Source organism: Saccharothrix longispora, from assembly GCF_031455225.1.
GTDB classification, from domain to species: domain Bacteria; phylum Actinomycetota; class Actinomycetes; order Mycobacteriales; family Pseudonocardiaceae; genus Actinosynnema; species Actinosynnema longispora.
The window spans coordinates 3114232-3139691 of sequence record NZ_JAVDSG010000001.1; the positions used below are offsets into that span (position 1 = coordinate 3114232).

The following is a 25460-nucleotide window of genomic DNA, read 5'->3' on the forward strand; positions in this document are numbered from 1 at the left end:
GGGTCGACCGCGGCTAGCGTGGCGGTCATGGCGCACATCGACCTCGGCGTGGACGAGACGCGGTTCCCCGGCATCACCGGTCCGATGAGGTTCCGGCCCGAGACGGCCAAGCCGCTCAACGAACTGGCCGAGGTCCTGCTGCGGGCGCCCCACTCGCTGCCCGCGGGCGAGCGCGAGCTGATCGCCGCGTACGTGTCGGGGTTGAACGACTGCGACTTCTGCTGCACGTCGCACTCGGCGTTCGCCGCCGCGCAGCTCGACCAGGGCCTGACGCTGGTGGGGCAGGTGCGCGCGGACCTGGACACCGCGCCGATCCCGGAGAAGTTGAAGGCGCTGCTGCGGATCGCGGGCGCGGTGCAGCGGTCGGGCCGCGCGGTCACCCCGGAACTGGTGGAGGCGGCGCGGGCACTGGGCGCCACCGACGTCGAGATCCACGACACCGTGCTGATCGCGGCGGCGTTCTGCATGTTCAACCGGTACGTCGACGGCCTGGGCACGTTCGCACCGGAGGGACCGGGCGGCTACTACGCCGACTCCGCGCGGCGGATCGTCGAGCACGGCTACACCGAGTCGGTGTAGCCCTCGGCCCCCCGGCGCTCCCGGGCCGCGCGGTCCTCCCGGGCCGCGCGGCGGGCGCGGACCAGCGGGTAGGACGCCAGCACCAGCAGCACGAACGGCACGCCGACCCGCCACGCCGGGCCGAAGGCCGCGGAGAAGGCCGAGGCGACCAGCACGAGCACCACGTACAGCATGCTCAGCACGGCGGTCACCGGCGCGGCCGGCAGTCGGACCGCCGACGGCGGCAGGTCCGCGCGGGCGCGCCGGAACGCCAGGTGGGCGACGAAGATCAGCAGCCAGGCCGTCATGCCGCTGAACATCGCGATGCCCAGCAGCACCGGGAACGCCGTGTCGGGCGACAGGGCCGCCGCCACCGCCGCGACGGCCAGGCCGGCGGTCGAGGCGAGCACCGCGTTCACCGGGCTGCCCCGGTCGGTCACCGCGGCCAGCCGACGGGGCGCGTAGCCGTCCAGGGCCAGCGAGTGCGCGGTGCGGGACGCGAGGTAGAGGGTGGTGTTCGCGGCGGACAGCGCGGCGGTGAGGATGACGAGGTTCATCAGCCCGGCGGCCGCGGGGATGCCGATCGCGGCGAACAGGCGCACGAACGGGCTCTCCGCCACCCCGTCGACCGCCGCCGCCTCCGTCCACGGCACGATCGCCACGATGATGCCGGTGGCCAGCACGTAGAACAGCGCCAGCCGCAGCACCACCCGCCGGGCCGCGCGCGGGATGTCGCGGGCCGGGTTGCGCGACTCGGCGGCGGTCATCGCGACCGACTCCACGCCGCCGTAGCTGAACGTCGCCACGGTGATCGCCAGCACCACGCCCGCCAGGCCGTTGGGCGCGAACCCGCCGTGGTCGGTCCACGCCGACAACCCGACCGCGTCGCGCCCCGGCAGCCCGAACACCACGTACAGCACGCCGAGGACGAGGAAGACGACCAGCGCCGTCACCTTGATCATCGCCAACCAGTACTCGACCTCGCCGAACAACCGCACGGCGGCGAAGTTGACCGCGAGGATCACCAGCGAGAACAGGCACACCGCGGACCACAGCGGCACCTGCGGCCACCAGTACCGGACGTACAGGCCGGCCGCGACGACCTCGCCGCCGACCGTGATCACCTGCGTCGCCCAGTAGCACCACCGCTGGACGTACCCGGTGAGCGGACCGGCGTACCGCGCGGCGACCGCGCCGAACCCGCCCGCGTCCGGGTGCACGACCACCATCTCGGCCACGGCGTAGGCGACCGCCACCGCCGCCAGCGCGCCGACCAGGTAGACCAGCACCACGGCGGGTCCGGCGGTGGAGATGGCGAGGCTCGACCCGAGGAACAACCCGGTGCCGATGGTGCCGCCCAGCGAGATCATGCCGATCTGCCGGCTCGACAGCTGCCGGAGCAGGCCACCGCTCGTCCCGTTCGCCACAGCGTCCCCCGTGCTCGCTCGTCCGCGAGCGGACCGCGCGCGGGCAGCGGGACAGTGCCGGCACCGACGCGGTGGCGCCATCGGCGGCCCCGACTCCTATACGGCTGACCGAAGGACGGCCGAGCGGCACACCCGAACGGATGACCCCGTGCCGCGTGCGCCGCACGACCGCGCCGAGGCGGCCTGCGGGCCCGGCCGGCATCCCGTACGTTCCGGGCAGTCGACTTCCAGTCGGAGGAGTGGCCCGTGGTCGTTCGCGGTGACGTGGACACCCCCGACGGGGATGCCGGGCGCCTGACGCCCGACTGGCAGGGGTGGGTGGCGTGCGCCGCCGCGGTCGCGGGGTTCGCCCTGTGCCTGCTCGCCGGCGGCGGCGCGTTCTCGGTGCCGTGGGCACCCAGCCTGGACCTGCGGCTGAGCTTCGCGCTCGACGGCCTCGCCGTGCTCTACGGCCTGCTGGCCACCGGTGTCGGCGCGCTCGTCTTCGCCTACGGCACCCGTTACCTGACCCTGCACCTGGAGCACGAGCGCCGCGCGGCGGTGGAGCGGTGGCGGTTCTGGCCGTGGATGGCGTTGTTCGCGGTCGCGATGGTGGGGCTGGCGACCGCGCAGGACCTGGTGCTGGTGTTCGTCTTCTTCGACCTGACGGCGGTGTGCTCGTACTTCCTCATCGGCTTCGACCGGTCGAAGCGGGCGGCGCGGACGGCGGCGTTGATGGCGCTGCTGGTCACGGTGATCGCCGCGGTGGCGATGCTGGTCGGCGCGGTGCTGCTCCACGCGGCGCACGGGACGTTCTCGATCCCGGAGCTGCTGGAGCGGGCGGACGGGTCGGCGACCACCACCCTGGCGGCCGCGTCGCTGGCGGTGGCCGCGTTGGCCAAGAGCGCGCAGGTGCCGCTGCACTTCTGGCTGCCGAGGGCGATGGCGGCGCCGACCCCGGTGTCGGCCTACCTGCACTCGGCGGCGATGGTCGCGGCGGGCGTGCTGGTGATCGGCCGCGTGCACCCGCTGCTGGCGCGCAGCGAGGCGGTGCTGACGGGGCTGGTGGTCGTGGGCGCGTCGTCGGTGGTGGTGGGCGGGGTGCTGGCGCTGCGGCAGGACGTGCTCAAGCAGGTCCTGGCGTACTCCACGATCTCGCAGTACGGCTACGTGGTCATGCTGTACGGGGTGGGCGGGGCCGAGGGCAACGGCGCGGCGGCGTTCTACGTGCTGGCGCACGGCGTGGCCAAGAGCGCCCTGTTCATGACCGCCGGGGCGGTGACGACGGCGACCGGCGAGGACCGGCTGTCCCGGCTGGGCGGGCTCGGGCGCCGCGCCCCGGTGCTCGCGGTGGCGGCCGGCGCGGCGTCGGCGACGCTGGCGGCGCTGCCGCTGACGATCGGGTTCTTCAAGGACGAGCTGCTGTTCACCGCGGCGCTGGCGCACGGTCCGCCGACCTCGGTGCTGGCGGTCGTCGCGGCGACCCTGACGTTCGCCTACGTCGGGCGCTTCTGGGCGGGCCTGTTCCTCGGTCCGCCGCGCGGGCGGGTCGACGGGATGCCCGCTCTGCTCGTCGCCCCGGTCGTGGTCCTGGCGGCGGTCGCGGTGTTCGGGGGTGTGGTGGTGGAGCCGTTCGCGCGGCTGGCGTCCGACGCGGCCGGCGTCTCGGCCGGCGGGCCGGTGGCGCTCTCCCCCGCCTACCACCTCGACGCCCGGCCGGAGAACCTGATGGCGGTGGCGGCGTGGGCGCTGGGCGGCCTGCTGCTGGCCCTGCCGCGGGTGGCGGACCGGGTGGCGCCGGTCGTGGCCGCGGCAGGAGAGCGGTGGGGGCCGCGCCGGGCCTACGAGGCGGCGCTGCACGGGCTGGGCCGCCTGTCGGCCGCGCTGCACGACCGGGAGGTGCGGGACCTGCGCACCAGCATCGCCGCGGTGCTGGTGCCGGCGGGGGTGCTGATCGGGTTGGCGTTCGCCGCCACGCCCACGGCCGGCGCGTACGTCGTCGGCGCGGTGGCGGGCGCCGACTGGCTGGTCCTGCCGCTGCTGGCGCTGGTGGTCGTCGCGACCGCGCTGATCGCCAGGGCCCGGTCGCGGGTGACCGCGGCGCTCGCGCTGGCGGTGGTCGGTTTCGCGCTGGCCGCGGTGTACGCGCTGGTCGGCGCCCCGGACGTGGCGCTGGTGGCGGTCGTGGTGGAGACCATGCTCACGCTGGTCTTCGTCGCGGCGCTGGCGCGGATGCCCAGCGGGGACCCGGTGCGCGACCCGGTCGTCCCGGTCCGCCCCGGCCGGCGCCGGCGCGACCTGTCGGCCGGTGGCGTCGCCGGGCTGGCCGTGTTCGTGTCGGTGTGGGGTTTCCTGTCCCAGCCCGCGTCGGACAGCGTGTCGGCGGAGCACGTCCGGCTCACCCCGGACGCGCACGGCGGCGACGTGGTCACGGTGATCGTCGCCGACTTCCGCGGCCTGGACACGCTGGTCGAGATCACCGTGCTGCTGGTCGCGGTGGTCGGCGTGGCCACCCTGATGCGGCGGGGGAGGTTGTGGTGAGCGCGCGGGAGGAGCACGTCCCGCCGGACTCGGTGGTGCGGGTCGTCGCCCGGCTGCTGCCCGGACCGAGCCTGGTGTTCGCCGCCGCCCTGATCGCGAAGGGCTACGCCGAGGTGGGCGACGGGTTCGCCGCCGGGGTGATCGTCGCGCTGGCGATCGCGCTGGTCTACGTGGCGCTGGGCGCCGAGGGCGCGGAGGCGGCGCTGCCGGTGCTGCGCCACGCCCCGGAGCTCGCGGTCGGCGGCCTGCTGCTCGCGCTGGCGACCGGGTTCTTCCCGCTCGCGCTCGGCGAGCCGCCGCTGAGCCACCGGCCCGCGCCGGGCGAGCACGTCGTGAAGGTGGGCGCGCTGGAGCTGTTCACCCCGCTGCTGCTCGACCTCGGGGTGTTCCTGCTGGTGGTCGGCGTGCTGACGACGCTGCTGCACCAGCTCGGGCGACGGCCGGGGGTGGGCGGGCGGTGATCCTCGCCTTCGCGCTCGCCGCGGCCGTGCTGTTCGGTTCGGGCGCCTACCTGCTGCTCAAGCGCGACCTGGTCCGGATGGTCGCGGGCATCATGCTGATCTCGCAGAGCGCCGTCGTCACGATCATCGCCGCGAGCCTGGGCCGGGGGCGGGCGGCGATCGGGGTGGGGCCGGGCGACGGGGTGAGCGACCCGCTGCCGCAGGCGCTGGCGCTGACCGCGTTGGTCATCGGGCTGGCCACGGTGGCGCTGCTGCTCGCCCTGGTGCACCGGGCGATCGTGGTGTTCCGGACCGCCGAGCAGGACGAGCTGGCCGCGACGGAGGCCGAGCACGAGGCCGGGTTGCAACGGCAGCGGCAGGCCGACCTGGAGGAGACCGGGACCGGCGAGGAGGCGGAAACCCGCGTGGAGAAGGAGAACCGCGTGTGGGGCGAGCGCGGGCGGGGCCGCTGATGCTGCTGTCGACGGCCCTCCTCGTGCCCTGGGTGTCGGGCGCCGTGCTGGTCGCGCTGGACGGCCGCCGGCGGGTGGTCGCCTGGCTCGCGGTCGCCTCGCTCGCCGCCACCCTCGCCGTGCTGGGCGTGCTCGCCGCCGACGTGCTCACCGAGGGCGCCCGGGAGGTCGTCACCGGTGGCTGGCCGGCCGGCGTGGGCATCGTGCTGCGGGCGGACGCCCTGGGTGTCGTGTTCGCGTCGCTCTCGGTCCTCGTGCTGCTGGCGGCGGCGGCCCACGAGGCGGTGGGCGGGGTGCGGTCGCGGACCTTCCCGGGCCTGGTCGTGCTGCTCGGGGCCGGGTTGACCGGCCTGTTCGTCACGGCCGACGTGTTCTCCTTCTACGTCTTCTTCGAGTTGGCGATGACCGCCTCGTACCCGCTGAGCGCCTACGGCGGCAAGCGCCGGCAGCTGCGGGCGGCCGTGGTGTTCACCGCGGTCAACCTGCTGGGCTCGTTCATCTTCCTGCTGTCCGTGGCCGGCGCCTACCGGGTGACCGGGGCGCTGGCGATGGACCGGGTGGCCGAGCGGATGCCCGCCGTCACCCCCAACGCGGCGCTCCTGATCGCGGCGGGCTTCTTCATCGCGTTCAGCGTCAAGCTCGGCCTGTTCCCCTTCCACTTCTGGCTGCCCACCGTCTACGCCGGGGCCCGGCCGGCGGTCGCGGCGATCCTCAGCGGCGCCGTGGCGAACATCGGCGCGTACGGCCTGCTGCGCTTCGGCGCGGACCTGTTCCCCGAGCAGTTGCGGCACGCCGGCGTCGCACTGGTCGTCCTGGGCGCGGCGTCGGTCGTCTACGGCGGGGTGCTGGCGGTGGCGCGGGGCGACGCGGCGGAGATGCTGGCCTACTCGGCGATCGGGCAGGTCGGGTACGTGCTGGTGGCGCTGGGCGTGGGCGGACCGGTCGGCCTGACCGCCGCCGTGCTCTACAGCGTGGTCAACTCGTTGAACAAGGCGCTGCTGTTCCTGGTCTCGGGGATGCGGGGCGCGCTGGTCGCGGCCGCGTTCGCGGTGGGGGCGCTCAGCGTGGCGGGCGTGCCACCGGCGGCGGGGTTCGTCGGCAAGCTGGAGCTGTTCCGCACCGGGGTCGTGGCCGGCAGCGTCGCCCTCGTGGTGCTGCTCCTGGTCGGCGGCGCGCTGTCGCTGGTCTACCTGTTCCAGGTCTACCAGCGCCGCTTCTGGCGTCCGGACCCGTCGGCGACCGGTGCGGCGAGCCCGTTGCCGCAGCGGCTGTCCGCGGCGGTGCTGGCGCTGGTCGTGCTCGCCGTCGGGCTGTGGCCGGAGCCGCTGCTGGTGATCGGCGGCCACGCGGTCGACGCCCTGCTGGCCGTGGACACCCCATGACGACGGAGGTCGGATGATCGCCCTGCTGCTGCGCGTGCTCGTGCTCACCTCGGTGTACCTGCTGGCGTTGACGAGCCTGCACCCCGGGGACGTCCTGGTCGGACTCGTCCTGTCGGGCGCGCTCGTGGCCGTGGCCGGACGGGTCCGCCCGCACGAACCGCCGCCGCGCGCGGAGCTGGGGCGTCGGCTCGCGGGGGTGCCCGCCCTGGTCGGCGGGACGCTGGTGGACCTGGCGGTGGGCACGTGGCGGACCGCGGCCTGCCTCGTGGGCCGCGGTCCCTCGGCGGCGGGGCTGGTGGAGGTCCCGATCCCCCGCGGAGGACCGGCCTCGGCGGCGGCCTGGGGGGTGCGGGTCGGCTTCGTGCCGGACACCGTCGTCGTCGAGGTCGACGAGGAGCGCGGCCGGATGCTGCTGCACGTGCTCGACGCGCGCGACCCCGACGCCGTGGTCGCCGGGCAGCTCGACTCCTACCGGCGGCGGCAGCGCCGCGTCCTCCCCTGACCGCCATGCCCGCCTTCATCGTGGTCCCCGCCCTGTTCTGGATGACGCTGCTGCTGGTCGGCGGCGGCCTGGCCCTGGTGCGCGCCCGCGACGTGCTCCAGCGCGTCGTCGCGCTCGACCTGCTGGCGGTGATCGTCATCGCGCTGCTGGCCCTGCTGTCCTACCTGCGGGGGCAGGCGTACTACTTCGACGCCGCGGTGGCGCTCGCCCTGCTGTCCTTCGTCGCCACCGTGGCGACGGCCCGCTACCTCGGCTCCGGGGGTCCGTTCGGATGATCTCGATCCTGCTCGACGTGCTCGGCGGCGCTCTGCTGCTGATCGGCCTGGTGCTGCTCACGATCAGCCTCGCCGGCGTGCTGCGCCTGACCGACACCTACGTCCAGCTGCACGCCCAGGGCCTGGCCACCGGACCGGGGGTGATCGCCGTCCTGGCGTCCTCCATCGCGACCGAGGACGCGACGATCATCACCTTCGCCGTGCTCGCGATCGTGTTCGTCGCGCTCACCTCGCCGGTGTCCGCGCACGCGATCGCCCGCGCCGCCCACCACCGCGACGGCCGGAACGCCCCCGGGCCCCGGGGCCGGGGTGACGGCGAGGACGAGGACCGGGTGTGAGGGCGGCCCCCGGTCGTGACCGCGGACCGGGTCGTCCGGCTACGTCCCGGCGTGCGCGTCGTGGGCGCGCTTGAGCAGGGTCATCAGCTTCTCCTCTTCCCGGATGCGGGCCCGGTACCTCTCGGGGAGCTGCTTGAGCGTGGCCTCCTCGGCGAGCAGCGCGGCGAAGACCTCGGCGCGGCGCGCGGGGTCCACCTCGATGTCGAGGTACTCGACGGCGTGGCGCCGGGCGGAGGCGATCACGTTCTGCGCCCGGCCCCACGGGCTGGTCATGGACGCGACCACGGTGACCACGAGGACGCCGATGATCACGCTCAGGGACAGCGGGGTGCTGATCTCGACCACGTCGACCGGCTGCCCGTCGTTGATGAAGGGCACGTTGTTCTCGTGCAGGGCGTGCAGGACGAGCTTCACGCCGATGAACCCGAGGATCACGGCCAGCCCGTAGGCGAGGTAGACGAGCCGGTTGAGCAGCCCGTCGATGAGGAAGTACAGCTGGCGCAGCCCCAGCAGCGAGAACGCGGTGGCGGTGAACACGAGGTAGACGTTCTGCGTGAGCCCGAAGATCGCCGGGATGGAGTCCAGGGCGAACAGGATGTCCGTGCCGCCGATGGCGATCATGACCAGCAGCATCGGCGTCATGGCCCGCTTGCCGCCCACGGTGGTGAACAGCTTGTCGCCGTCGTAGGTGTCGGTGGTGCGCACCAGCTTCCGGGCGAGCCGGATCACGACGTTGTCCGCCGAGCGGCTGTCCTCGCCCGACGGCTTGAGCAGGTTGCCGGCGGTGAGCAGCAGGATCAGGCCGAAGACGTAGAAGACCCAGGCGAACATGTCGATCAGGGCGGCCCCGAGCAGGATGAACCCGGTGCGGGCGATCAGGGAGAAGACGATCCCGAACAGCAGGACCTTCTGCTGATCGGCACGCGGCACCTTGAAGCTCGACATGATGATCAGGAAGACGAAGAGGTTGTCCACCGACAACGCCTTCTCCGTCACGTACCCGGCGAAGTACTCCGTCCCCATCGCCGAGCCGCCGAAGACGAACACGGCGACGCCGAAGAGCAGGGCGATCCCCACGTAGAGGGTCGACCACACCGCCGCCTCGCGCAGGGTGGGCACGTGCGCCTTGCGCACGTGGACCAGGAAGTCGAACAACAGCAGGCCGACGATCCCGGCGATCGTGAGCCACCAGACGACTTGGGGCACATCCACTGGCTCTCGTCCGCCCTTTCCGCACCGACGTTGTGGCCCAGAGGACCACAGGGCGTCGTCACCCGCAACTGCACGGCCCGCGACCCGCCCCGGCCGACGGTTGCGGTCACTCGCGGCGCTCGTGCCGGGCGGTGGTGTCGGGTAGGTCGCGGACCACCCGGACCAGCACCGCGATGGCGGCGTAGGGCAGCGCGCCCACCGGCGACCCGGCCAGCAGCACGAGAACGGCGAAGCCCGCCGCCAGGGCGATGATCACGGAGCTGATCCGGGGACGCGTCGGCCCGACCGCCGGGGTGACCTCGTCGAGTGCCCGGAAGGACCGCTCGAAGTCGGGGTCGTCGGCGGTCAGCCGACGTTGGATTTCGAGCAGCGTGTCCTGTTCGCGCTCGCTGAGCACATCCACCTCCTGGGTACGTCCCGGCGCCGGCCGGGCCACCGACGCGACGACCGACGACCGGAGGGGTCAGCCCGCGGCGACGGTGCGGCGGGTGCCGTGGTGCCGACGCCCGGCGGCGGTGCCGCGAACGTGTCGCGGATGCCGGGCGCGCGGTGTCCGGGAGGCCGCGTACGCCGCCAGTTCGTGCTGCGGGATCGCACCGGGGTCGAGGTCGTCGACGGGGATGAGGAGCTGCCGGCAACCGAGGCACCACCGCGTGGTGGGGATGGCGCGCAGCAGGCGGAGCGGGATGTCCTCCCGACAACCGCGGCAGCGGCCGTAGTCGCCGGTCTCCACGAGCGCGAGCGCGATGTCGACGTCCAGCAGCGCCTGGCGGGCCGCGTCGGCCACCGCGAGGGCGACCTCGCGACGTGCCGCGTCGCCGGCCGGGGCCGTGGACGACCGGGCGAGTCCGGCCAGCTGTTCGAGCCGAAACCGGCGCTGCCGCTCCAGTTCGGCCCGCAACCCGGGCAGGTGATCGGAGAGGCGGCCCCCCGACGCGCCGCCGCGTTCCACACCTGTCATGACCACCTCCACGTCGTGACGTCCGTTGCCGTCCTGAGTCCAGGATGACGCCGACGCGACGCGACGGCTTGTCCGAAACGGACAAGCCCGGCCAACTCCTTTGTCGCTCCCCCACAGCGCTCCCGTGCGGCACTCCCCGACAGCGCCGCGGAAGCCCGCGACCAGGCGTCAGCGCAGGCGTTGCAGGTAGCCGTTGTCCAGCAACCACAGCACGTTCAACCGCTCCGGCGCGCCCGGCACGAGCGCTCCCCGCAACTGGTACTGCACACCGCCACCGGCCTGGCCGAACCACGGCGCGATGGGACCCGCGTCGACCTCGAAGTCCGCGATGACGCGGTAGACGTGGTAGTTGCAGTCCTCCGCCGGGACGCCGACGAGGTTCTGCGGCGGGATCGAGCGGCTGGTGTAGCGCAGCCCCCGAGGAGCGAGGAAGGCACCGTACTCGCTGCCGTAGCGGTCGACCAGCTCACCCTCCGCCAACGGCTCCCGCCACGTGATCGGCTCGCCGGACGGGTCCACTTCGTACCCGTCCTGCGGCGGGTAACGCCACGACCCCGCCGCGTCGTCGTAGTAGGTCGACAGGAACTGCTCCTCGCCGAGGGACCCGGTGCGGCTGTAGCCGACCAGCTGCCGACCGACCTCGCCCAACACGGGCAGCCGCTCGGGCCCGAGCCTGCGGTCGTCGTGGTACAGCCCGGCGGAGCACTCGGTGGGATCGGCCGGCGCCGCGTGGGCGGGAGGGGCGGACGCCAGGGCCGCCGCCAACAGGACTGCCGACAGGACGGTGGTGAACCTGCGCACCGGAGGACCCCTCGCGCTCGACGACCGGACCCCCGGGACGCTAGCGCCGTCCCCCTCGCGGCCGCAGCCGGCGACGGCGGGTTCACCCGGCCGTCCACCCGGGACAACCCCGTCGAGTGCACCGCCACCCCCCGAACAGGACAGGTCACGACCCCGCCGAACGCCCCTCGACGAACGCCGAACGGGTCGCGCGCAACGACGCCAGCAGCTCCAGCCGGTCCGCGTCGGCACTGCCCGGCTCGGCCGTGAACACCAACATCACCGGACCGGGGTTGCCGGGCAGCGGGTAGGTGTCCCAGTCCAGGACCACGTCCCCCACCTCCGGCACCCGGAAGGTCTTGGTGCCGCTGACCGACTCGCGCACGTCGTGCCGCGCCCACAGCCGCCGGAACTCCGCACTGCGGATGCTCAACTCGCCCACGACCGCCGCGGCCCGGGGATGGGTGGGATCGGTGGCCACGGCGGCGCGCATCATGCCGATGTAGTCCAACGCCTGCCGCTCCCAGTCCGGACAGCTCCGCTCCCCGGTCACCGCGTCGTCGAACAACAGCAACAGCATGTTGAGCCGGTCGGGCGAGCGGTCGCCCGGATCACCGAGCAACGCCTCCGCCATCGGGTTCCAGTCGAGCACGTCGAGGTGCCTGCCCAGCACGACCGCCGGGGTGTCCACGACCCGCAACAACCGACGCGTGCTCTCCGGCACCCGCTCCGGAGCGCGGTCCACCCGGCCGGGCAGCGGACGACGAGCGGCACGGGCCAACGCGAACAGGTGCCGGCACTCCTCCCCGTCGAGCCCCAGCGCGCCGGCGATCGCCTCCAGGACGTCATCCGACGGGCGCACCTCCCGACCCTGCTCGATCCGCTGGTAGTAGTCGGTGCTCAACCCGGCCAGCAGCGCCAACTCCTCCCGCCGCAACCCACTGACCCTGCGCCGCCCACCCGGCTCCAGACCGACCTCGTGCGGACTCAGCCGACCGCGCCGGGCGCGGAGGAAATCACCGAGCTCACGGGCGTACGGGTGACCACTGCTCATACCCCGAGTCTCCCCCTCCCCCGACCACCCAGGGTAGGTCTGCCACACCCCGGCAACCGAGGACCACCCAACCCGCCCGAACCGCCCCTAGCGTCGTCGGCGCACCACACCGACACCCCCGGGAGCAGCGGATGACCACCTGGACCACCGACCACATCCCCGACCAGCACGGCCGGACCGCCGTCGTGACCGGCGCGAACTCCGGCCTCGGCCTCGTCACCGCCACCGAACTCGCCCGCCGCGGCGCCCACGTCGTCCTCGCCGTCCGCGACACCACCGCCGGCCGGCAGGCCGCCCGCGACATCGGCGGCGACGTCGACGTGCACGAACTCGACCTGGCCTCCCTCGACTCGGTGCGCACCTTCGCCGCGAAGCTCACCGCCGACCACCCGTCGATCGACCTGCTGGTCAACAACGCCGGCGTCGTCCTGCTCGGCCCACGCCGCACCTCCGCCGACGGCTTCGAACTGCACCTCGCCACCAACGCGCTCGGCCACTTCGCACTGACCGGCCTCCTGCTCCACACCCTCGCCGCGGCACCGCGGGCCCGCGTCGTCAGCCTCAGCTCCATCACCCACAAGACCGCCCACCTCGACTTCGACGACCTCATGTCCGAACACGGCTACCGCGCCGCCACCGCCTACGGCCGCTCCAAGCTCGCCACCACCGTCCTCGGCCTCGAACTCGACCGCCGACTGCGCGCCACCGGATCACCCGTCACCAGCGTCCTCGCCCACCCCGGCCTCACCCGCACCAACCTCACCCCACGGGCCTGGGCGCACCAGGGCCGGCGCGGACGACTCATCGCCCGCGCCGGCCTCGTCCTCACCCAACCCGCGCACCAGGGCGCACTGCCCCAACTGCGCGCCGCCACCGACCCCGACGTGCGCGGCGGCCGGTTCCTCGGACCGTCCAGGCTCTGGGAGACACGAGGCCCCGTCACCGACGCCCGACTCAGCCGGGAAGCCGCCGACCCCGCCGTCGGCAGACGACTCTGGGCGGCGGCCACCGAACTCACCGGCGTCGACCACCCCTGACCGACACCCCACCCCCACCGCCGCGCGGACGACAAGCCCGCGCGGCCACCGGCTTCACCGCACGCCCGGCACACCATCCACCACCGAACCGACCACCGACACACCCGGCACCCCCGGGGTGAGCGGCGCGAGGTCGAAGCGGACCCGCTCCACCGACTCCACCTCCGCATCCGGCGCCGTCAGCACGAACACCTCCTTGTCCGTCTCCCCCGCCCGGAAGTACGCCGTCACCGACACCCCCGTGCTCGACAACGCCCGCGACGGCAACGGCTCCTCCCGGGAAACCCGCTGCCGGAACCACACCTCGTCGACATCCGTCGTCGACAACTCCACCCCCTCCGGCGCGACCGCCCGCCCCTGGACCGTGAAGTTCGAATCCGCCACCGACGACAACGTCACCCGCCAGACCAAGGTCCCGCCCTCCACGACCTCATCGGCCACCGGCGTGGCCACGATCGTCGGCGGCGGATCGTCGTTCGGCACCGTCAACCTGTCCACGTGATGACCCACGACCACCCCCCGCACGGCCTTCACCAACACCGAACGCCGCACGTCGAAACTCCACCGCGTATTGCCCACCACCCGCACCGGAACCTCGACCACCCGCTGCCCCGGCTCGACCACCACCACCTGCTCCACGTACCCCGCACCACCCGCCTCCTGCACGAACACCCGCACCGCACCCGAACCACCACCCGTGACCGACACCGGGAACCCCACCGTCCGCGTCCCCGAGTCCCCCTCCTCCACGGTCAACGCACCCACGTCCACCCGCGGCAACGCCACCGGACGCGGATCGGGCAACCCCGGAGCCCAACCATGGGCGTCGACCAACCACGCCTGCCCCGAACCACCACGCGGCACCAACTCCAACCCCGCCACGCGACGCAGGTCCACCCCCCGCGACGGCAACGGCACACGCACCTCCTGCGCCCAGTTCGCCGACAACCGCGCCGTGGCCGGCAACCCGTCCACCACCACCGAACCCAACACCGCGCGACGACCCGCCACATCGGTCACCGCCACGTCGAAGCGGCTCCCCGCCGTGTTCGGCGGCACCGCCAACCTCAACGCCAACTCCCGCGACCCTGCCAACGACACCGGCGCACCCGGCCGCACCGTCCCCACCTCCCCGTCCGCGGCCCACCGCAACGCCACCGCGAACCGCCCGGACTCCGGCACGATCCGGTTGAACCGCACGAAGTGCGGCGACGGACGACTCACCGCCGGATCGACGCACGCCACCGCCGGATCAGCCGACACCTGCGCGCACACCCGCGCCGACCCACCCGCCGACGTCACCTCGTCCGGCACCACGAACGCCGACCGCGCACCACCCACCGCGTGCGCCAACACCCGCACCGGATCAGCCGACGGCGCACGAACCCCCGACCCGTCGAGCAACGGCAACACCCGCCGATCCCCCGCCACGAACAACCGCGCCGCCGCCGCCACGTACGTCGCACCCGCCGCCTGCTGCTGCCCGGCCGTCAACCGCGTCGCCGTCCCCGGCGAACACACCGCGTCCACCCACGACACCGGGAAATCATCCGACGCCGGAGCCTCCGCCTGCCCCGGCGTCCACTCCGCGTTGAAGAAGTTGTGGTTCGCACCCACGAAGTACAACGCGCTGTGCAACGCCGCCCCCCGGCTCACACCCCGCGTCCCGTCCACGAACAACTGCCCCTGCAGATCCGACACGTCCCCGTCACAACCCGGCAGGATCGTCACCGACGGCACATCCGGCGCCGGGTTGTGCCCGAAGATCGTCGGACCGATCAACACCATCCCCCGCACGGTCCACCGCACCGGACCGTCGAACCCACCCCCCGGCGGCGGCGGCGTGACGCTGTCGACCGCCGCCCGGTTCACCCCCTCACCACCACGCGAATGCCCCACCAGCAACACGTTGCCCAGATCCGCCACCGGCGCGGCACGAACCACCTCCGGCGCGGAACCCCGACCGGCACCCGCCCACTCCGCCCACTTCGCCAAGTGGGCGCGCACCAACGCCGACCGCGCCCCCGCACCCGCCTCCACGTCCAACACGTCGTGCGCGTTGACCGCGTTCGCCGACACCGACACCGTCACGTACCCCTGCGACGCGAGCAACCGCTGCGCCTGGAGGTACCCGCGATGACTCGGCACCGGCTTCGCGGACACCGGACAAGGCCACTCCAACAGCACCACGGACCCCTCGTAGCAGGTGGCGTGCCGACCGTGCAGGAACAACACCAACGGACGCCGCCCCGGCGCATCCACCGGCGCGACCACCACGCCCTCCAACTCCAGCGGAACCGGATAACCCGGCACCGCGACCGGGTCCAGCGCGTACTCCCCCGTCCGCGTCGAGAACCGACCCGGCCTGCCCGGATCGACCTCCCCCGCGGGCGACAACGCCGGCAACACCGCATCCACCGCGACCGACGGCGGCGCGGGCTCCTCGACGTCCAACCGCCTGCCCGACAGCCGCACCTCAAGCCCGTCCGCACCACCCACCGACACCGCGTCCAACGTGTACGTGCGCAGATCGGCGGACGGCCGCGGCACCCCCAGGAACCGGTCACCGTCCCAGAACTCGACCGCGGCACCACCCGGCGGCACCGGCGCGGGCGCCGTCCACGCCAACCGCCCACCGCCGACCGACCACCCCGACTGCGACTGCGACTGCCATCCCGGCGGCTGCCCCACCTGAGCCGTCGCCGTGACGGGAGCCACCAGGGCCGCCACCACCAACACGGGTAACAAGAGTCCCATCGAGCGCATGCGCGATCCCTCCCGAACCGACCGACGGCCGACCAGTTCTAGCGAGGGCGGACACCGCGCAACAAGGGTTTCCGAAACTGTTGCGGCCCCACGGCCGCAACACTTCCCGAAAGTCCCTCCCGCCCCTACCCCCAGGGACTGGTGGCCTGGAGCACCGCCTCGCTCAGCGCGACCGTCCGCAGCCGGGTGACCTCCTGGTACTCCGGATCGGCGACCATCCGCGCGAACGCCGCCCGATCGGGGTAACGCACCACGACCACCGCGTCCCAGCTCTGCCCGTCCTCCGCGACCAGCACCGTGGACCCGGTGCCCGCGTACAGCACCTCGCCCCCGTAACGGGGCAGGAACGTCCTGGTCAGGTGGCGCGCGTACTCCCGGTAGGACTCGACACCGCCCTCGGCGAAACGCAGCAGGTTCAACATCACCACCGGCCCACCCGGGTCTTCGGCGAGCAGTCGTTTCAGGTCGGCGCCACGCGGGTCAACAGCCATGTGCCCGATCATCGCCTCCTCCCCCGCTCACCGCATCGGTGCGTCCACCAGTGCGAAAATCTTTCACCTACACTGAAGTCATCAAGCCCTCCGACGCCGCTGACGACGCCGCGCGGCCGATCGTGTTTCGCCCGGAGTGGAAACCGGCCCCGCACCCCGGCACCTGCGTCAGGATGGCCGCATGGCGGACATCACCTCCCTCCACCGGAAGCGCCCCCGCACACCCGGCCCCGGACCGGAGCCGTTGTGGCGCGAAGTGCTGGGCCGGAACCTGCGCGCGGCCAGGGAGGAGCGCGGCAGCCGCCTCGTCGACGTCGCCGAGCGGGCCGGGCTCTCGCCGCAGTACCTGTCGGAGATCGAACGCGGCCGCAAGGAGCCCTCCAGCGAGATGATCGCCGCGGTCACCGGCGCGCTCGGCCTCGACCTGGCCGACCTGCTCACCGGGATCGCGGGCGACGTCCGGCGGCACCGCGGCACGGGCCCCGCGCTCGGACGACGCCCCGCCGGACCCGTGCTCATGGCCGCCTGAGACCCGCGGTGTCACGCCCGGTGTTCGAGGACGTGGTCCGCCAGCCCGTAGCCGACCGCCTCCGCCGCGTCGAACACCCGGTCGCGGTCGGTGTCGTGCCGCAGCTGCGCGACGGCGCGACCGGTGTGCAGCGAGAGGATCTCCTCCAGCTGGGTGCGCACCCGCACGACCTCGTCGGCCTGGAGGATGAGGTCGGGGATGGTCCCCCGGCCGCGCGCCGCGGGCTGGTGCAGCACCACCCGGGTGTGGGGCAGCACGAAGCGGTGCCCGGGCGCGCCCGCGGCCAGCAGCACCGCGCCGGCCGCGACCGCCTGGCCGACGCACGTCGTCGCCACCGGCGCCTTGATGTAGCGCATGGTGTCGTAGAGCGCGAGCATCGCGGACGGGTCGCCGCCCTCGCTGTTGACGTAGAGGTTGATCTCGCGGTCCGGGTTGTCCGCCTCCAGGTGCAGCAGTTGGGCGATCAGCGCGTTGGCCACGCCGGAATCGATCGCGGTGCCGAGGTAGACGATCCGCTCGGACAGCAGGTGCGAGTAGACGTCCATGACCCGCTCGCCGCCGGCACCGCGGGTGATGACGTTGGGGATGGTGTAGGTGCTCACGCGCGCGCCCCCGTCGCCGAACCCAGCCCCAGTTCGTGCGTGCGCACGGGGACGACCTGGTCGAGGCTGTCGACGACGTGGTCGATGAAGCCGTAGTCGCGCGCCTGCGCGGTGGTGAACCAGCGGTCGTGCAGGGAGTCGGCGAAGATCCGGTCGATCGACTGGCCGGTGTCCTGCGCGATGATCCCGAGCACGGTGTCGCGGGTGTGGCGCAGGTCGTCCGCCTGCACCTCCACCTCGACGGCCGATCCGCCGATCCCCGCCGAGCCCTGGTGCATCAGGATGCGGGCGTGCGGGAGGGCGAAGCGCTTGCCCGGTGTGCCCGCGGACAGCAGGAACTGCCCCGCGCTGCACGCCAGCCCCAGCGCGAACGTGGCCACGTCGCACGGCACGAGCCGCATCACGTCGCGGATGGCCAGCATCGCCGGGACCGAGCCGCCCGGCGAGTGGATCCACAGCGCGATGTCCTTGCCGGGGTCCTCACCGGCCAGGGAGAGCATCTGGGTGGCGAGCACCGTCCCGTTGTCGTCGTCGAGCGCGCCGTCGAGGACCAGCACCCGTTGGCCGAGGAACCGTTCCCGGAGCCGGTGGTCGAACAGCGGCCGCTTCTCGTTGTCGGTCATGCCCCGACGATGCCGGTGCGCCGCCGCGGTTCGCCGGTCCCGCTGCCGTGGGCGGATCAGCTCTCGGCAGGAGCGGTTCCCCCGTGCCGGCGACGGCGGGGAACGGGCACCGGGGACGGGCACCGACCGGACCGGAGGAGTCGGCGCCGATCCGGCCGGCATCACCGGTCCGCTACTGCTCGTTGACGTACCAGCGCTGGTCGATCCGGGCGAAGTCGCACTCCTCCAGGCGCGGGCTGCGCTCGTGCCCGTCGTAGGTGACGCAAGTGCCGAACTCGTCGTTCACGAACACCCGGGAGTCGCCGCTGCCCTCGCGCCACCACCGCTGCCCCGGGTCGCCGGCGTCGCACTCGCGGCCCTTGAGCACCCCGCCGATGGCGGCGGCGCAGAGACCGGTCGCCACGTTCTCGATCAGGTTGTCGCCGCTGCCGAGCCTCCAGACCTGCCGCCCGCTGCCGCGGTAGTCCTCGGCGATGACCGGTTTCGTGTCCCAGAGCGTTTGCAGCCACACGTCCTCCGAGCCGTTCGCGCTCTCGATCACCGCCACGGTCGCGTCCCGCGCCGTCGCGGCCGCCCCGGCCGGGGGCACCCACACCGCCACCGATCCCGCGACCACCAGCGCCACCAGCGTCTTCCGGAATGCCATGGACCTCACCCCTCGCACTTCTCCGGGCCGTGACACCACCGACCCGGATCTCCGAATCCGTCGACCACCAGTAGAACCGCCCCACGGGGGGAGGACGACGAACGCAACGCGCACGGGTGATAAGACCACCTGCTGCGGCAAGGCGGGAAGCCCGCCACCACGCGGGGTGCCGGTCGGTGCGGCCAGACACGTGGTTCCGCGTCATCACATCGTGGGATCGACGCGGTGACGTCGGCGTGCGCTCACCGCGCCGCGATGAGGGCCTGGGGCGCCGCCTGCTTGATCCGCGTGCGCAACCAGGTCAGCTGGCGGGCGGTGTCCTGCTCGCCGGAGGCGACGACGGCGATCAGGTCGCGGTCGCGCAGCCCTTGGGCGGCCTGGCCGACGACGGTCCAGGTGATGTCGGTCAGGCTCGCCAGCGTGTAGAGGTCCTGGAGGTCGCGCAGCAGGCCGACGGGACCGCCGCGGGTGGTATCCAGGCCGGTGGCGTGCAGGCGCTCGGGTTCTTCCTCGCGGTGCTCGCCGTAGCGCTCGACCACGGGCGCCAGGGCCTCGGCCTGGCGGTCGACGCGGGCGGCGAGGACCTGGCAGGTGTGCCGCACGTCCGGCTCCTCGCCGTGGCCTCGGCCGACCTCGCGGAAGGCGTCGGCCAGGGTGGTCAGCGAGGTGTGCAGCAGTCCCAGGTAGGTGGCCAGGTGCACGGTTCAGCCCTTCGACGCGGGGTGCGGCACGGTGGGGGTCCGGTCGGGGACCGGTGGCGGGGTGGGCGGCCCGGTGGGCGCCACGTCCTCCCGGACGTCGTCCTCGCCCGCGGTGGCCGGCACGCCGGCGGGGTCGTGGGGCGCGGAGGCCGTGGTGGTGGGCGCGGGCGCCGGTCGCGTGCCGCCACCGATCCTGGTCACGCGCACGGCGGCGATCTTGAACAGGGGTTGCTTGGACACCGGGTCCCACTCGGTGGCGGTCAACTCGTTGGCCGCCCGCGCGTGCCGGTCGCCACCGGTGTCCCAGTAGCCGTAGTGGAAGGGCACGAACACCACGCCGTCACGGCCCCGTCCGACGCGGGCGGGCGCCTCGACGCGGCCCCGGCGTGACTCGACCCGCACGAGGTCGCCCTCGGTGACGCCCAGCGCGGCGGCGTCGCGGGCCGACAGCTCCACCCACGGCTCGGGCGCCGCGCGGCGCAGCTGCCGGGACCGACCGGTCTTGGTGCGGGTGTGGAAGTGGTAGACCGTGCGGCCGGTGGTGCACACGAACGGGTACTCCTCGTCCGGCTGTTCCGGCGGGGGCGCGTACTCGGCGGCCTTGAGGAACGCGCGGCCGTCCGGGCGTTGGGCCTTGTACCGCTCGGGCGAGGTGGTGCCGCCGGTGAGCAGGTCGTGGCCGTAGTCCTCGCACACGTCCGGGTGAGTGGGGAACACCCCGTCGGCATAGAGCCGGTCGGAGCCCTCGGGGTGCTCGTCGTCGCACGGCCACGGGATGCCGCTGCCGCCGCGCAGCTTGTCGTAGGACAGGCCGGTGTAGTCGCACAGCCGTCCCCTGCTGCACTCCTTCCACGCCTCGAACGCGCCCTCGGGATCGGACCACGTGACCAGCGGCTGCCCGTCGCGGTCGCGGAAGTCCATGCGCCGCGCGTAGTCGAGGAAGATGTCCAGGTCCGAGCGTGCCTCGCCGGGCGGTTCGACGGCCTTCTCCGACAAGTGCACGGTGCGGTTGACGTTGGTGAACGTGCCCTGCTTCTCACCCCAGAGCGCGGCGGGCAGCACCACGTCGGCGTGCTCGGCGGTCTCGGTGCGGAACCCGTCCTGCACCACCACGAACAGGTCGTCCTTCGCGAGGACGTCGCGGATGCGCGGCAGCTCGGGCAGCGACACGGCCGGGTTGGTCGCGGAGATCCACAGGAACCGGATGGAGCCCTGCTCGGCGTAGCGCCAGAGCTGCATGGCGTGGGTGGGCGGCGCCCAGTGCGGGATGGTCAGCGGGTCGACGTTCCACAGCTCCGCCAGCTCGCGGACGTGCTCGGGGTTGTCCCAGTTGCGGAAGCCCGGCAGGTCGCCGTTCGCGCCGGCCTCGCGGGTGTTCTGCGCGGTGGGCTGGCCGTTCATCTGCAGGACGCCGCAGCCGGGCCGGCCGATCAGGCCGCGCAGCAGGTGCAGGTTGTTGACCTGGCAGGACGCGGCGGTGGCCTGGTGGGACTGGTAGAAGCCCTGCAACACCGTGGACAGCACCCGCCCGGACGTACCGAAGATCCGCGCCGCCCGCCGCAGCTCGTCGGGGTCGACCCGGCAGATCCCGGCGACGTGCTCGGGCGTGTACGGCTCGACGGTGGCGGCCAGGTCGTCGTAGCCCAGGGTGTGCGCGGCGACGTAGCCGTGGTCGACCCAATCGTGGGCGATCAGCTCACGGACCAGGCCGTTCATCAGCGCCTGGTTGGTGCCGGGCAGCGGCGCGAGGTGCACTCCCCCGGACTCCACCGCGGCCTCGGCGACCTTGGTGCGGCGCGGGTCGACCGCGACCACCACGGGTCGGTCCGGGCCGTGCAGCCGATCGAGCACGCGCGCCCACAGCACGGTCTGGGTCTCGGCCATGTTGTGGCCGAACAGGAAGATCGCGTCGCAGGACTCGACGTCGCTGTAGCTGCCGGGCTGCCCGTCGGAGCCGAAGCTCTCCTTCAGCGCCGCCGCCGCGGTGGCCGTGCACAGCCGGGTGTTGCCGTCCATGTGCGGCGTGCCCAGCCCGGCCTTGCCGATCACGCCGAGCGTGTAGTACTCCTCCAGGAACAGTTGCCCGCTGGTGTAGAAGCCGTGCGACAGCGGTCCGACCTCGTCCAGCAGTTCCCGCGACCGCCGGACCACCAGGTCCATCGCGGTGTCCCAGTCCGCCTCCACCAGGACGCCGCCCCGCCGCACCAGCGGACGGGTCAACCGGTCGGAGCCGTTCCACTGCCACGAGCCGTACAGCCCCTTGGGGCCCAACCGTCCGTGGTTGACCACGTCACTCGCGCGACCGCGCACGCCGACCACGCGGCCGTCCCTGACCGCGATGTCGCAGCCGCAGCCGTTGCTGCACAGCACGCACGCCGACTGCACCCACCGGTCCACGTCCGACTCCGCCAGCCCGCGGTCCAGGTGCAGGTCCACCCGCACCGGCCACGGCGCGTCCTTCGCGTGCGGCGTGCGGGCACCCCAGATGTCCGCGATCCGGTCGGCCATGCGATCCCTCCGTCACTCCGGCACGTGGTCGCGCGTCGTCGGGCGACGAGTCCGGCTCGCCGAACCCGTCGTCCACGTCGGGCCGGTACCCGCGCGCCCGGGCCCCAAACACGGGTGCACCGGGCGGGCGACCTTGCGATCGGCTTGCGTTCGGCGGTGGGACCGGCCATCGTGCGGCGGCACCGCCGTTCCACCCGGAAGATCGGGGTATGACCCTCTCCGTGCTGCTGGTCGAGGACGACGAGCACATCAGGCAGGCACTGGGCCTCGCGCTCGACGACGAGGGCTTCACGGTCACCGACGCCGTGTCCGGCGAGGACGCCCTCGCGCTGCTGGGGACCGCGGTGTTCGACGTGGTGCTGCTGGACCTGATGCTGCCCGGTGTGGACGGCCTGGAGGTCTGCCGCACCATACGCGCCCAGGGTGACCTGCCCATCATCATCGTCACCGCCCGGACCGACGCGGGCGACGTCATCGCGGGCCTCGAAGCGGGCGCCGACGACTACGTCACCAAACCGCTGGTGGCGTCCGTCCTGGCCGCGCGGATCAGGGCGCTGCTGCGTCGCACCGGCCGCCAGGACGAGCTGATCAGGGTCGGGGACCTGGAGGTGCACCCCGAAGCGGGCACGGTGACGCGCGCCGGCGCGGAGGTGCACCTCACCAGGACGGAGTTCCGCCTGCTGGTGGAGCTGGCCTCGGCCGACGGCCGGGTGGTCAGCCGCGAACAGCTGCTGCAACGCGTGTGGGGTTACGACTACTTCGGCGACACGCGGTTGCTCGACGTCCACATCCGCCGCCTGCGCCGCAAGGTCGAGCCGGACCCCGACGACCCGACGCTGATCACCACCGTGCGCGGCACGGGCTACCGGCTGGACGGCTGATGCGCCGGTTGTCGCTGCGCTGGCGCGTCGCCCTGGTCCTCGGCATCGGCTCGCTGCTGTTGACCAGCGCGCTCGCCGTCATGGTGTGGAACCTGACGTCGGGCTACATGCAGCGCCAGCGCGAGCAGAGCGCCACCCGGCAGGCCGAGGTCAACGTCCGCCTGGTCGACGAGGCGCTGCGCACGGGCTCCGACGGCCTGGAGGACCTGCTGACCGGGTTGACCACCGGACCCGACTCCACCGTCCTGCTCTACCGGCCCGGCCAGGTGCTCACCAGCGGGCGGCAGATCGACCCGCGGGTCCTGCCGGACGAGCTGGTCGACCTCGGGCGACGCGACACGCCCGCCTCCCAGCGGCTCGTAGTCGACGGCATCCCCGTCCTGGCGGTCAGCCTCCCGATCGACTCCACCGATGGCGCCTACGTCGAACTGGCCCCGCTGGTGGAGCTGGACCGCACGTTCCGCTTCCTCGGCATCCTGCTGATCACCGGCGCCGTGGCCGGCGGGCTGCTCGGCGTCGCACTGGGCTCCTGGGCGGGCCGGCGCGCCCTGCGCCCGCTGACGGAGCTGACCAGGGCCGCGTCCCGCGTCGCCGGCGGCGACCTCAAGGCCCGACTGCCGCAGCAGGCCGACCCCGACCTGGCCCACCTGGCGACGACCTTCAACTCCACCGCCGACGCGCTGGAGCAGCGGGTGCTGCGCGACGCCCGGTTCGCCGGTGACGTCAGCCACGAGCTGCGCTCCCCGCTGACCACGATGGTCAACGCCGCCGAGGTGCTGCGCCGCCGCCGCGCCGAGGTGCCCGGCACGGCCGGCCGCGCCCTGGACCTGCTCACCTCCGAGGTCGACCGGTTCGCGCACATGGTGGTCGACCTGCTGGAGATCTCCCGCGCCGACCAGCGGGCCGAGGACACCGACCTGGAGACCATCGACCTCGCCTCGCTGGTGGACAACGTCCTCGACGCCCGGACGTGCACCGAGGTCCCCGTCCGGTCCAAACCGCCCGGCCCCCGGGTCCTCGGCGACCGCCGCCGCCTCGACCGCGTGGTCGACAACCTGCTCGACAACGCCGAGCGCCACGCCGGCGGACCGGTGCGCGTCGCGGTCCTCGAACGGGACGGCCGCGCCAGGCTGGAGGTCGACGACGCCGGCCCGGGTGTGCCGCCCGAGGTCCGCGACCGCATCTTCGACCGCTTCGACCGGGGCACCCGGGCCGGCAGCCGCGGCGCCGACACCGGCAGCGGCCTCGGCCTCGCCCTGGTCGCCCAGCACGTCCACCACCACGGCGGCGCGGTCTGGGTCGAGGACCGACCCGGCGGCGGCGCCCGCTTCGTCGTCGAGCTCCCGGAGGCCGACCAGTGAGGACCACCCCCGCCCCGCTCGCCATCGCCGCCCTGCTCACCGCCGGCGCCCTGCTCACCGCGGCCTGCGGTGTCACCCCCCAGCGCGAACCCCGGCCGCTGACCACCACGACGGTCCCCGCCGCCACACCGACCGTGACCCAACGCCCGGCCCCCACCTCCGCCACGGCGACGACCACCACGTCCCCGAGTGCCACCACGGTTCCCGCCACGTCGGCGCGGTGACCGGGTCACCGGGGTGTCGCGGTCCCGGCTCGCGCACCGGGGCGGGGTGGGTTCACGCCGCGCACGAGTGGCAGCGGTGTGGTCCGATCGGCCGGTCCCGGCCCGTCCACCCGTCCGCGACGGCCCTGTGCCACAGCACGACCCACTCCTCGGGCCCATTGTCGCCGCCGTACCCGCGACCGCAGTCGTCGCAGATCAGCAGCAGGGCGGCAGCGCCGTGCCCGACGGGGATGGCGGTCACGGCGAGGTGGTCGACTTCCCGGCCGGGAACGGCGGTGAGGCGGGGCGCGCCGCCGCGGGACGCCCCCGCAGGAGCAGGACGGCGGCCAGGGCGGCGAGCACGGCGACGACGCAGCCGACCGCGAACCCGTTGACCGCCGTGGCCGGCCGGCCACCGGGGTGCCCGTCGCCGACCTGCGCGGAGACGCCGGCGAGGCACAGGCCCAGCACGCACAGCAGCGGACCCGTCCACGGCGCGTCGAGGGGCGCCATCGCGCCCACCAGCGACACGACGACCACGACCGAACCGGTGAGCACTTCGCGCACGCCGCCGGCGATCCCGGTCCCGGTCACCGCGGCACCCAGTGCGAACGGGGAGGCGATCAGCCACAGACCCACCACGAGCAGCAGCGAGTGCAGCACCGCGCACCGCGCCGAGGCCCGGTGCGCGGCGGCGGGGAGGAGCACTTCCGGCACGTCGTCAGTCCTCGAAGAGGAGTTCGGCCCACACCGTGGTGGTGCCGGCCCGGGACGTGACGCCCCACCGCGCGGACAGCGCACCGACCAGGAGCAGCCCGGCCGCCGGCCGCCACGGTCGGAGCCTGCCGACGGTGCGGTCGCGCGCGCTGACGACCAGGCTCTGCCCCCGCCGGTTCAGCAGGAGTTCGAGCGCGTACGGCGGGGTGCCGTGCCGCCGGGCGTTGTCGAACAGCTCACCGGCCACGACCTCGACGAGGCGGACGTCCTGCTCCGACCACCCGTCCAGGCGTTCACGCAGCCACCTGGCGACCTCGGCCGGCGGCATCGCGTCCGCGTCCTCGACCACCAGGACCGCGGTGTCGTGACCGGCCGTCACCGGGCGCCCGCCGTGACGTCGAGCGTGCGGGGCGCGGGTGCGCGGTGGGGGTTCTGCTGGGAACACACCCCCCAGCTTCCCGCGCCCGCTCCCG

At 73.6% G+C, this 25460-nt stretch carries 29 protein-coding genes; 13 read left to right on the forward strand and 16 right to left on the reverse strand.

The features are described from left to right. Positions 1-27 precede the first annotated feature (27 nt). Complete coding sequence (locus J2S66_RS12655) at positions 28-579, forward strand: carboxymuconolactone decarboxylase family protein (protein WP_310307164.1); 552 nt, start codon at positions 28-30, stop codon at positions 577-579. On the opposite strand, the gene J2S66_RS12660 is transcribed toward J2S66_RS12655, so the two are convergent. After that, positions 561-1985 (reverse strand): amino acid permease, encoded by a 1425-nt coding sequence (locus J2S66_RS12660; protein ID WP_310307165.1) that lies wholly within the window; start codon positions 1983-1985, stop codon positions 561-563. The two genes, J2S66_RS12655 and J2S66_RS12660, sit on opposite strands and share 19 nt — an antisense overlap. A 246-nt stretch (positions 1986-2231) precedes the next feature. On the opposite strand from J2S66_RS12660, the gene mbhE reads away from it, so the two are divergent. Genes mbhE through J2S66_RS12695 form a run of 7 tightly spaced genes read left to right on the forward strand, consistent with a single transcriptional unit; the run spans position 2232 to position 7915 of the window. After that, on the forward strand, positions 2232-4505 hold the full coding sequence (gene mbhE, locus J2S66_RS12665) for a hydrogen gas-evolving membrane-bound hydrogenase subunit E (protein WP_310307166.1): 2274 nt from the start codon (positions 2232-2234) through the stop codon (positions 4503-4505). Further along, positions 4502-4966 (forward strand): MnhB domain-containing protein, encoded by a 465-nt coding sequence (locus tag J2S66_RS12670; protein ID WP_310307167.1) that lies wholly within the window; start codon positions 4502-4504, stop codon positions 4964-4966. The genes mbhE and J2S66_RS12670 overlap by 4 nt, the downstream gene beginning before the upstream one ends. Then, entirely contained in the window at positions 4963-5418 is a 456-nt protein-coding gene (locus tag J2S66_RS12675) for an NADH-quinone oxidoreductase subunit K (protein ID WP_310307168.1), read from the forward strand. The genes J2S66_RS12670 and J2S66_RS12675 overlap by 4 nt, the downstream gene beginning before the upstream one ends. Further along, positions 5391-6800 carry a complex I subunit 5 family protein gene (locus tag J2S66_RS12680; protein WP_310307169.1) on the forward strand — a complete coding sequence of 470 codons (1410 nt, stop codon included), beginning with the start codon at positions 5391-5393 and terminating at the stop codon, positions 6798-6800. Before J2S66_RS12675 ends, J2S66_RS12680 begins: the two co-directional genes overlap by 28 nt. Positions 6801-6813: 13 nt before the next feature. Continuing rightward, positions 6814-7302: a Na+/H+ antiporter subunit E gene (locus tag J2S66_RS12685; protein WP_310307170.1), complete on the forward strand. Its 489-nt coding sequence runs from the start codon at positions 6814-6816 to the stop codon at positions 7300-7302. Between the two features lie 5 nt (positions 7303-7307). After that, positions 7308-7577, forward strand: a complete 270-nt coding sequence (locus J2S66_RS12690) for an MrpF/PhaF family protein (protein WP_310307171.1) — start codon at positions 7308-7310, stop codon at positions 7575-7577. Beyond that, the gene (locus J2S66_RS12695; protein ID WP_310307172.1) at positions 7574-7915 is read left to right on the forward strand and encodes a monovalent cation/H(+) antiporter subunit G; all 342 of its coding nucleotides are present in this window, start codon (positions 7574-7576) and stop codon (positions 7913-7915) included. Before J2S66_RS12690 ends, J2S66_RS12695 begins: the two co-directional genes overlap by 4 nt. A 39-nt stretch (positions 7916-7954) precedes the next feature. On the opposite strand, the gene J2S66_RS12700 is transcribed toward J2S66_RS12695, so the two are convergent. The 5 genes from J2S66_RS12700 to J2S66_RS12720 all read right to left on the reverse strand — a co-directional run bounded on the left by J2S66_RS12700 (position 7955) and on the right by J2S66_RS12720 (position 11922). Continuing rightward, entirely contained in the window at positions 7955-9127 is a 1173-nt protein-coding gene (locus J2S66_RS12700) for a TerC family protein (protein WP_310307173.1), read from the reverse strand. Between the two features lie 106 nt (positions 9128-9233). Beyond that, positions 9234-9524, reverse strand: coding sequence for a DUF3040 domain-containing protein (locus tag J2S66_RS12705; protein WP_310307174.1), 291 nt, complete (start codon positions 9522-9524; stop codon positions 9234-9236). Between the two features lie 66 nt (positions 9525-9590). Continuing rightward, positions 9591-10088, reverse strand: coding sequence for a TraR/DksA family transcriptional regulator (locus tag J2S66_RS12710; protein ID WP_310307175.1), 498 nt, complete (start codon positions 10086-10088; stop codon positions 9591-9593). A gap of 168 nt (positions 10089-10256) precedes the next feature. Further along, positions 10257-10889 (reverse strand): TNT domain-containing protein, encoded by a 633-nt coding sequence (locus tag J2S66_RS12715; RefSeq protein WP_310307176.1) that lies wholly within the window; start codon positions 10887-10889, stop codon positions 10257-10259. Positions 10890-11034: 145 nt separating this feature from the next. Next, the gene (locus J2S66_RS12720) at positions 11035-11922 is read right to left on the reverse strand and encodes a helix-turn-helix transcriptional regulator (protein ID WP_310307177.1); all 888 of its coding nucleotides are present in this window, start codon (positions 11920-11922) and stop codon (positions 11035-11037) included. A 131-nt stretch (positions 11923-12053) separates the two neighbouring features. Between J2S66_RS12720 and J2S66_RS12725 the strand changes: the two genes are divergently transcribed. Continuing rightward, the gene (locus J2S66_RS12725; RefSeq protein WP_310307178.1) at positions 12054-12959 is read left to right on the forward strand and encodes an oxidoreductase; all 906 of its coding nucleotides are present in this window, start codon (positions 12054-12056) and stop codon (positions 12957-12959) included. Between the two features lie 54 nt (positions 12960-13013). Here J2S66_RS12725 and J2S66_RS12730 read toward each other — a convergent pair whose 3' ends face one another. Both J2S66_RS12730 and J2S66_RS12735 read right to left on the reverse strand, forming a co-directional pair. Beyond that, entirely contained in the window at positions 13014-15698 is a 2685-nt protein-coding gene (locus tag J2S66_RS12730; RefSeq protein ID WP_310307179.1) for a hypothetical protein, read from the reverse strand. Between the two features lie 152 nt (positions 15699-15850). Further along, a complete protein-coding gene (locus J2S66_RS12735) occupies positions 15851-16216 on the reverse strand; it encodes a DUF1330 domain-containing protein (RefSeq protein WP_310307180.1) in 366 nt (121 codons plus the stop codon). A gap of 181 nt (positions 16217-16397) precedes the next feature. Between J2S66_RS12735 and J2S66_RS12740 the strand changes: the two genes are divergently transcribed. After that, a complete protein-coding gene (locus J2S66_RS12740) occupies positions 16398-16745 on the forward strand; it encodes a helix-turn-helix domain-containing protein (RefSeq protein ID WP_310307181.1) in 348 nt (115 codons plus the stop codon). An 11-nt stretch (positions 16746-16756) separates the two neighbouring features. On the opposite strand, the gene J2S66_RS12745 is transcribed toward J2S66_RS12740, so the two are convergent. From J2S66_RS12745 to J2S66_RS12765, 5 genes are all read right to left on the reverse strand, one after another. Further along, a complete protein-coding gene (locus J2S66_RS12745) occupies positions 16757-17347 on the reverse strand; it encodes a ClpP family protease (protein WP_310307182.1) in 591 nt (196 codons plus the stop codon). Next, the gene (locus J2S66_RS12750; RefSeq protein ID WP_310307183.1) at positions 17344-17970 is read right to left on the reverse strand and encodes a ClpP family protease; all 627 of its coding nucleotides are present in this window, start codon (positions 17968-17970) and stop codon (positions 17344-17346) included. The genes J2S66_RS12745 and J2S66_RS12750 overlap by 4 nt, the downstream gene beginning before the upstream one ends. 172 nt (positions 17971-18142) lie before the next feature. Beyond that, positions 18143-18616, reverse strand: a complete 474-nt coding sequence (locus tag J2S66_RS12755; protein WP_310307184.1) for a ricin-type beta-trefoil lectin domain protein — start codon at positions 18614-18616, stop codon at positions 18143-18145. 242 nt (positions 18617-18858) lie between these two features. Then, positions 18859-19317, reverse strand: a complete 459-nt coding sequence (locus J2S66_RS12760; protein ID WP_310307185.1) for a hypothetical protein — start codon at positions 19315-19317, stop codon at positions 18859-18861. Between the two features lie 3 nt (positions 19318-19320). Further along, positions 19321-21825 carry a molybdopterin oxidoreductase family protein gene (locus tag J2S66_RS12765; RefSeq protein ID WP_310307187.1) on the reverse strand — a complete coding sequence of 835 codons (2505 nt, stop codon included), beginning with the start codon at positions 21823-21825 and terminating at the stop codon, positions 19321-19323. A gap of 209 nt (positions 21826-22034) precedes the next feature. On the opposite strand from J2S66_RS12765, the gene J2S66_RS12770 reads away from it, so the two are divergent. Genes J2S66_RS12770 through J2S66_RS12780 form a run of 3 tightly spaced genes read left to right on the forward strand, consistent with a single transcriptional unit; the run spans position 22035 to position 24291 of the window. Beyond that, positions 22035-22706: a winged helix-turn-helix domain-containing protein gene (locus J2S66_RS12770; RefSeq protein ID WP_310307189.1), complete on the forward strand. Its 672-nt coding sequence runs from the start codon at positions 22035-22037 to the stop codon at positions 22704-22706. Further along, on the forward strand, positions 22706-24067 hold the full coding sequence (locus tag J2S66_RS12775) for a sensor histidine kinase (RefSeq protein WP_310307191.1): 1362 nt from the start codon (positions 22706-22708) through the stop codon (positions 24065-24067). Before J2S66_RS12770 ends, J2S66_RS12775 begins: the two co-directional genes overlap by 1 nt. Further along, positions 24064-24291 carry a hypothetical protein gene (locus J2S66_RS12780; RefSeq protein ID WP_310307192.1) on the forward strand — a complete coding sequence of 76 codons (228 nt, stop codon included), beginning with the start codon at positions 24064-24066 and terminating at the stop codon, positions 24289-24291. The genes J2S66_RS12775 and J2S66_RS12780 overlap by 4 nt, the downstream gene beginning before the upstream one ends. Before the next feature lie 52 nt (positions 24292-24343). Here the strand turns inward: J2S66_RS12780 and J2S66_RS12785 are convergent, their stop codons facing one another. The 3 genes from J2S66_RS12785 to J2S66_RS12795 are packed head-to-tail and all read right to left on the reverse strand — an operon-like array spanning position 24344 to position 25366. Further along, positions 24344-24532, reverse strand: a complete 189-nt coding sequence (locus J2S66_RS12785; RefSeq protein WP_310307194.1) for a hypothetical protein — start codon at positions 24530-24532, stop codon at positions 24344-24346. Continuing rightward, entirely contained in the window at positions 24529-24987 is a 459-nt protein-coding gene (locus J2S66_RS12790) for an SPW repeat domain-containing protein (RefSeq protein WP_310307195.1), read from the reverse strand. Before J2S66_RS12790 ends, J2S66_RS12785 begins: the two co-directional genes overlap by 4 nt. A 4-nt stretch (positions 24988-24991) precedes the next feature. Continuing rightward, positions 24992-25366, reverse strand: coding sequence for an ATP-binding protein (locus tag J2S66_RS12795; RefSeq protein WP_310307196.1), 375 nt, complete (start codon positions 25364-25366; stop codon positions 24992-24994). Between the last annotated feature and the right edge of the window lie 94 nt (positions 25367-25460).

Excerpts from the sequence above, each read along its gene's own strand:
- J2S66_RS12740 (WP_310307181.1), top strand. The coding sequence starts at position 16,398 with ATGGCGGACATCACCTCCCTCCACCGGAAGCGCCCCCGCACACCCGGC.
- J2S66_RS12725 (WP_310307178.1), top strand. The coding sequence starts at position 12,054 with ATGACCACCTGGACCACCGACCACATCCCCGACCAGCACGGCCGGACC.
- J2S66_RS12720 (WP_310307177.1), bottom strand. The coding sequence starts at position 11,922 with ATGAGCAGTGGTCACCCGTACGCCCGTGAGCTCGGTGATTTCCTCCGC.
- J2S66_RS12765 (WP_310307187.1), bottom strand. The coding sequence starts at position 21,825 with ATGGCCGACCGGATCGCGGACATCTGGGGTGCCCGCACGCCGCACGCG.
- J2S66_RS12750 (WP_310307183.1), bottom strand. The coding sequence starts at position 17,970 with ATGACCGACAACGAGAAGCGGCCGCTGTTCGACCACCGGCTCCGGGAA.
- J2S66_RS12695 (WP_310307172.1), top strand. The coding sequence starts at position 7,574 with ATGATCTCGATCCTGCTCGACGTGCTCGGCGGCGCTCTGCTGCTGATC.
- J2S66_RS12775 (WP_310307191.1), top strand. The coding sequence starts at position 22,706 with ATGCGCCGGTTGTCGCTGCGCTGGCGCGTCGCCCTGGTCCTCGGCATC.
- J2S66_RS12735 (WP_310307180.1), bottom strand. The coding sequence starts at position 16,216 with ATGGCTGTTGACCCGCGTGGCGCCGACCTGAAACGACTGCTCGCCGAA.
- J2S66_RS12710 (WP_310307175.1), bottom strand. The coding sequence starts at position 10,088 with ATGACAGGTGTGGAACGCGGCGGCGCGTCGGGGGGCCGCCTCTCCGAT.
- J2S66_RS12755 (WP_310307184.1), bottom strand. The coding sequence starts at position 18,616 with ATGGCATTCCGGAAGACGCTGGTGGCGCTGGTGGTCGCGGGATCGGTG.
- J2S66_RS12685 (WP_310307170.1), top strand. The coding sequence starts at position 6,814 with ATGATCGCCCTGCTGCTGCGCGTGCTCGTGCTCACCTCGGTGTACCTG.
- J2S66_RS12655 (WP_310307164.1), top strand. The coding sequence starts at position 28 with ATGGCGCACATCGACCTCGGCGTGGACGAGACGCGGTTCCCCGGCATC.
- J2S66_RS12770 (WP_310307189.1), top strand. The coding sequence starts at position 22,035 with ATGACCCTCTCCGTGCTGCTGGTCGAGGACGACGAGCACATCAGGCAG.
- J2S66_RS12690 (WP_310307171.1), top strand. The coding sequence starts at position 7,308 with ATGCCCGCCTTCATCGTGGTCCCCGCCCTGTTCTGGATGACGCTGCTG.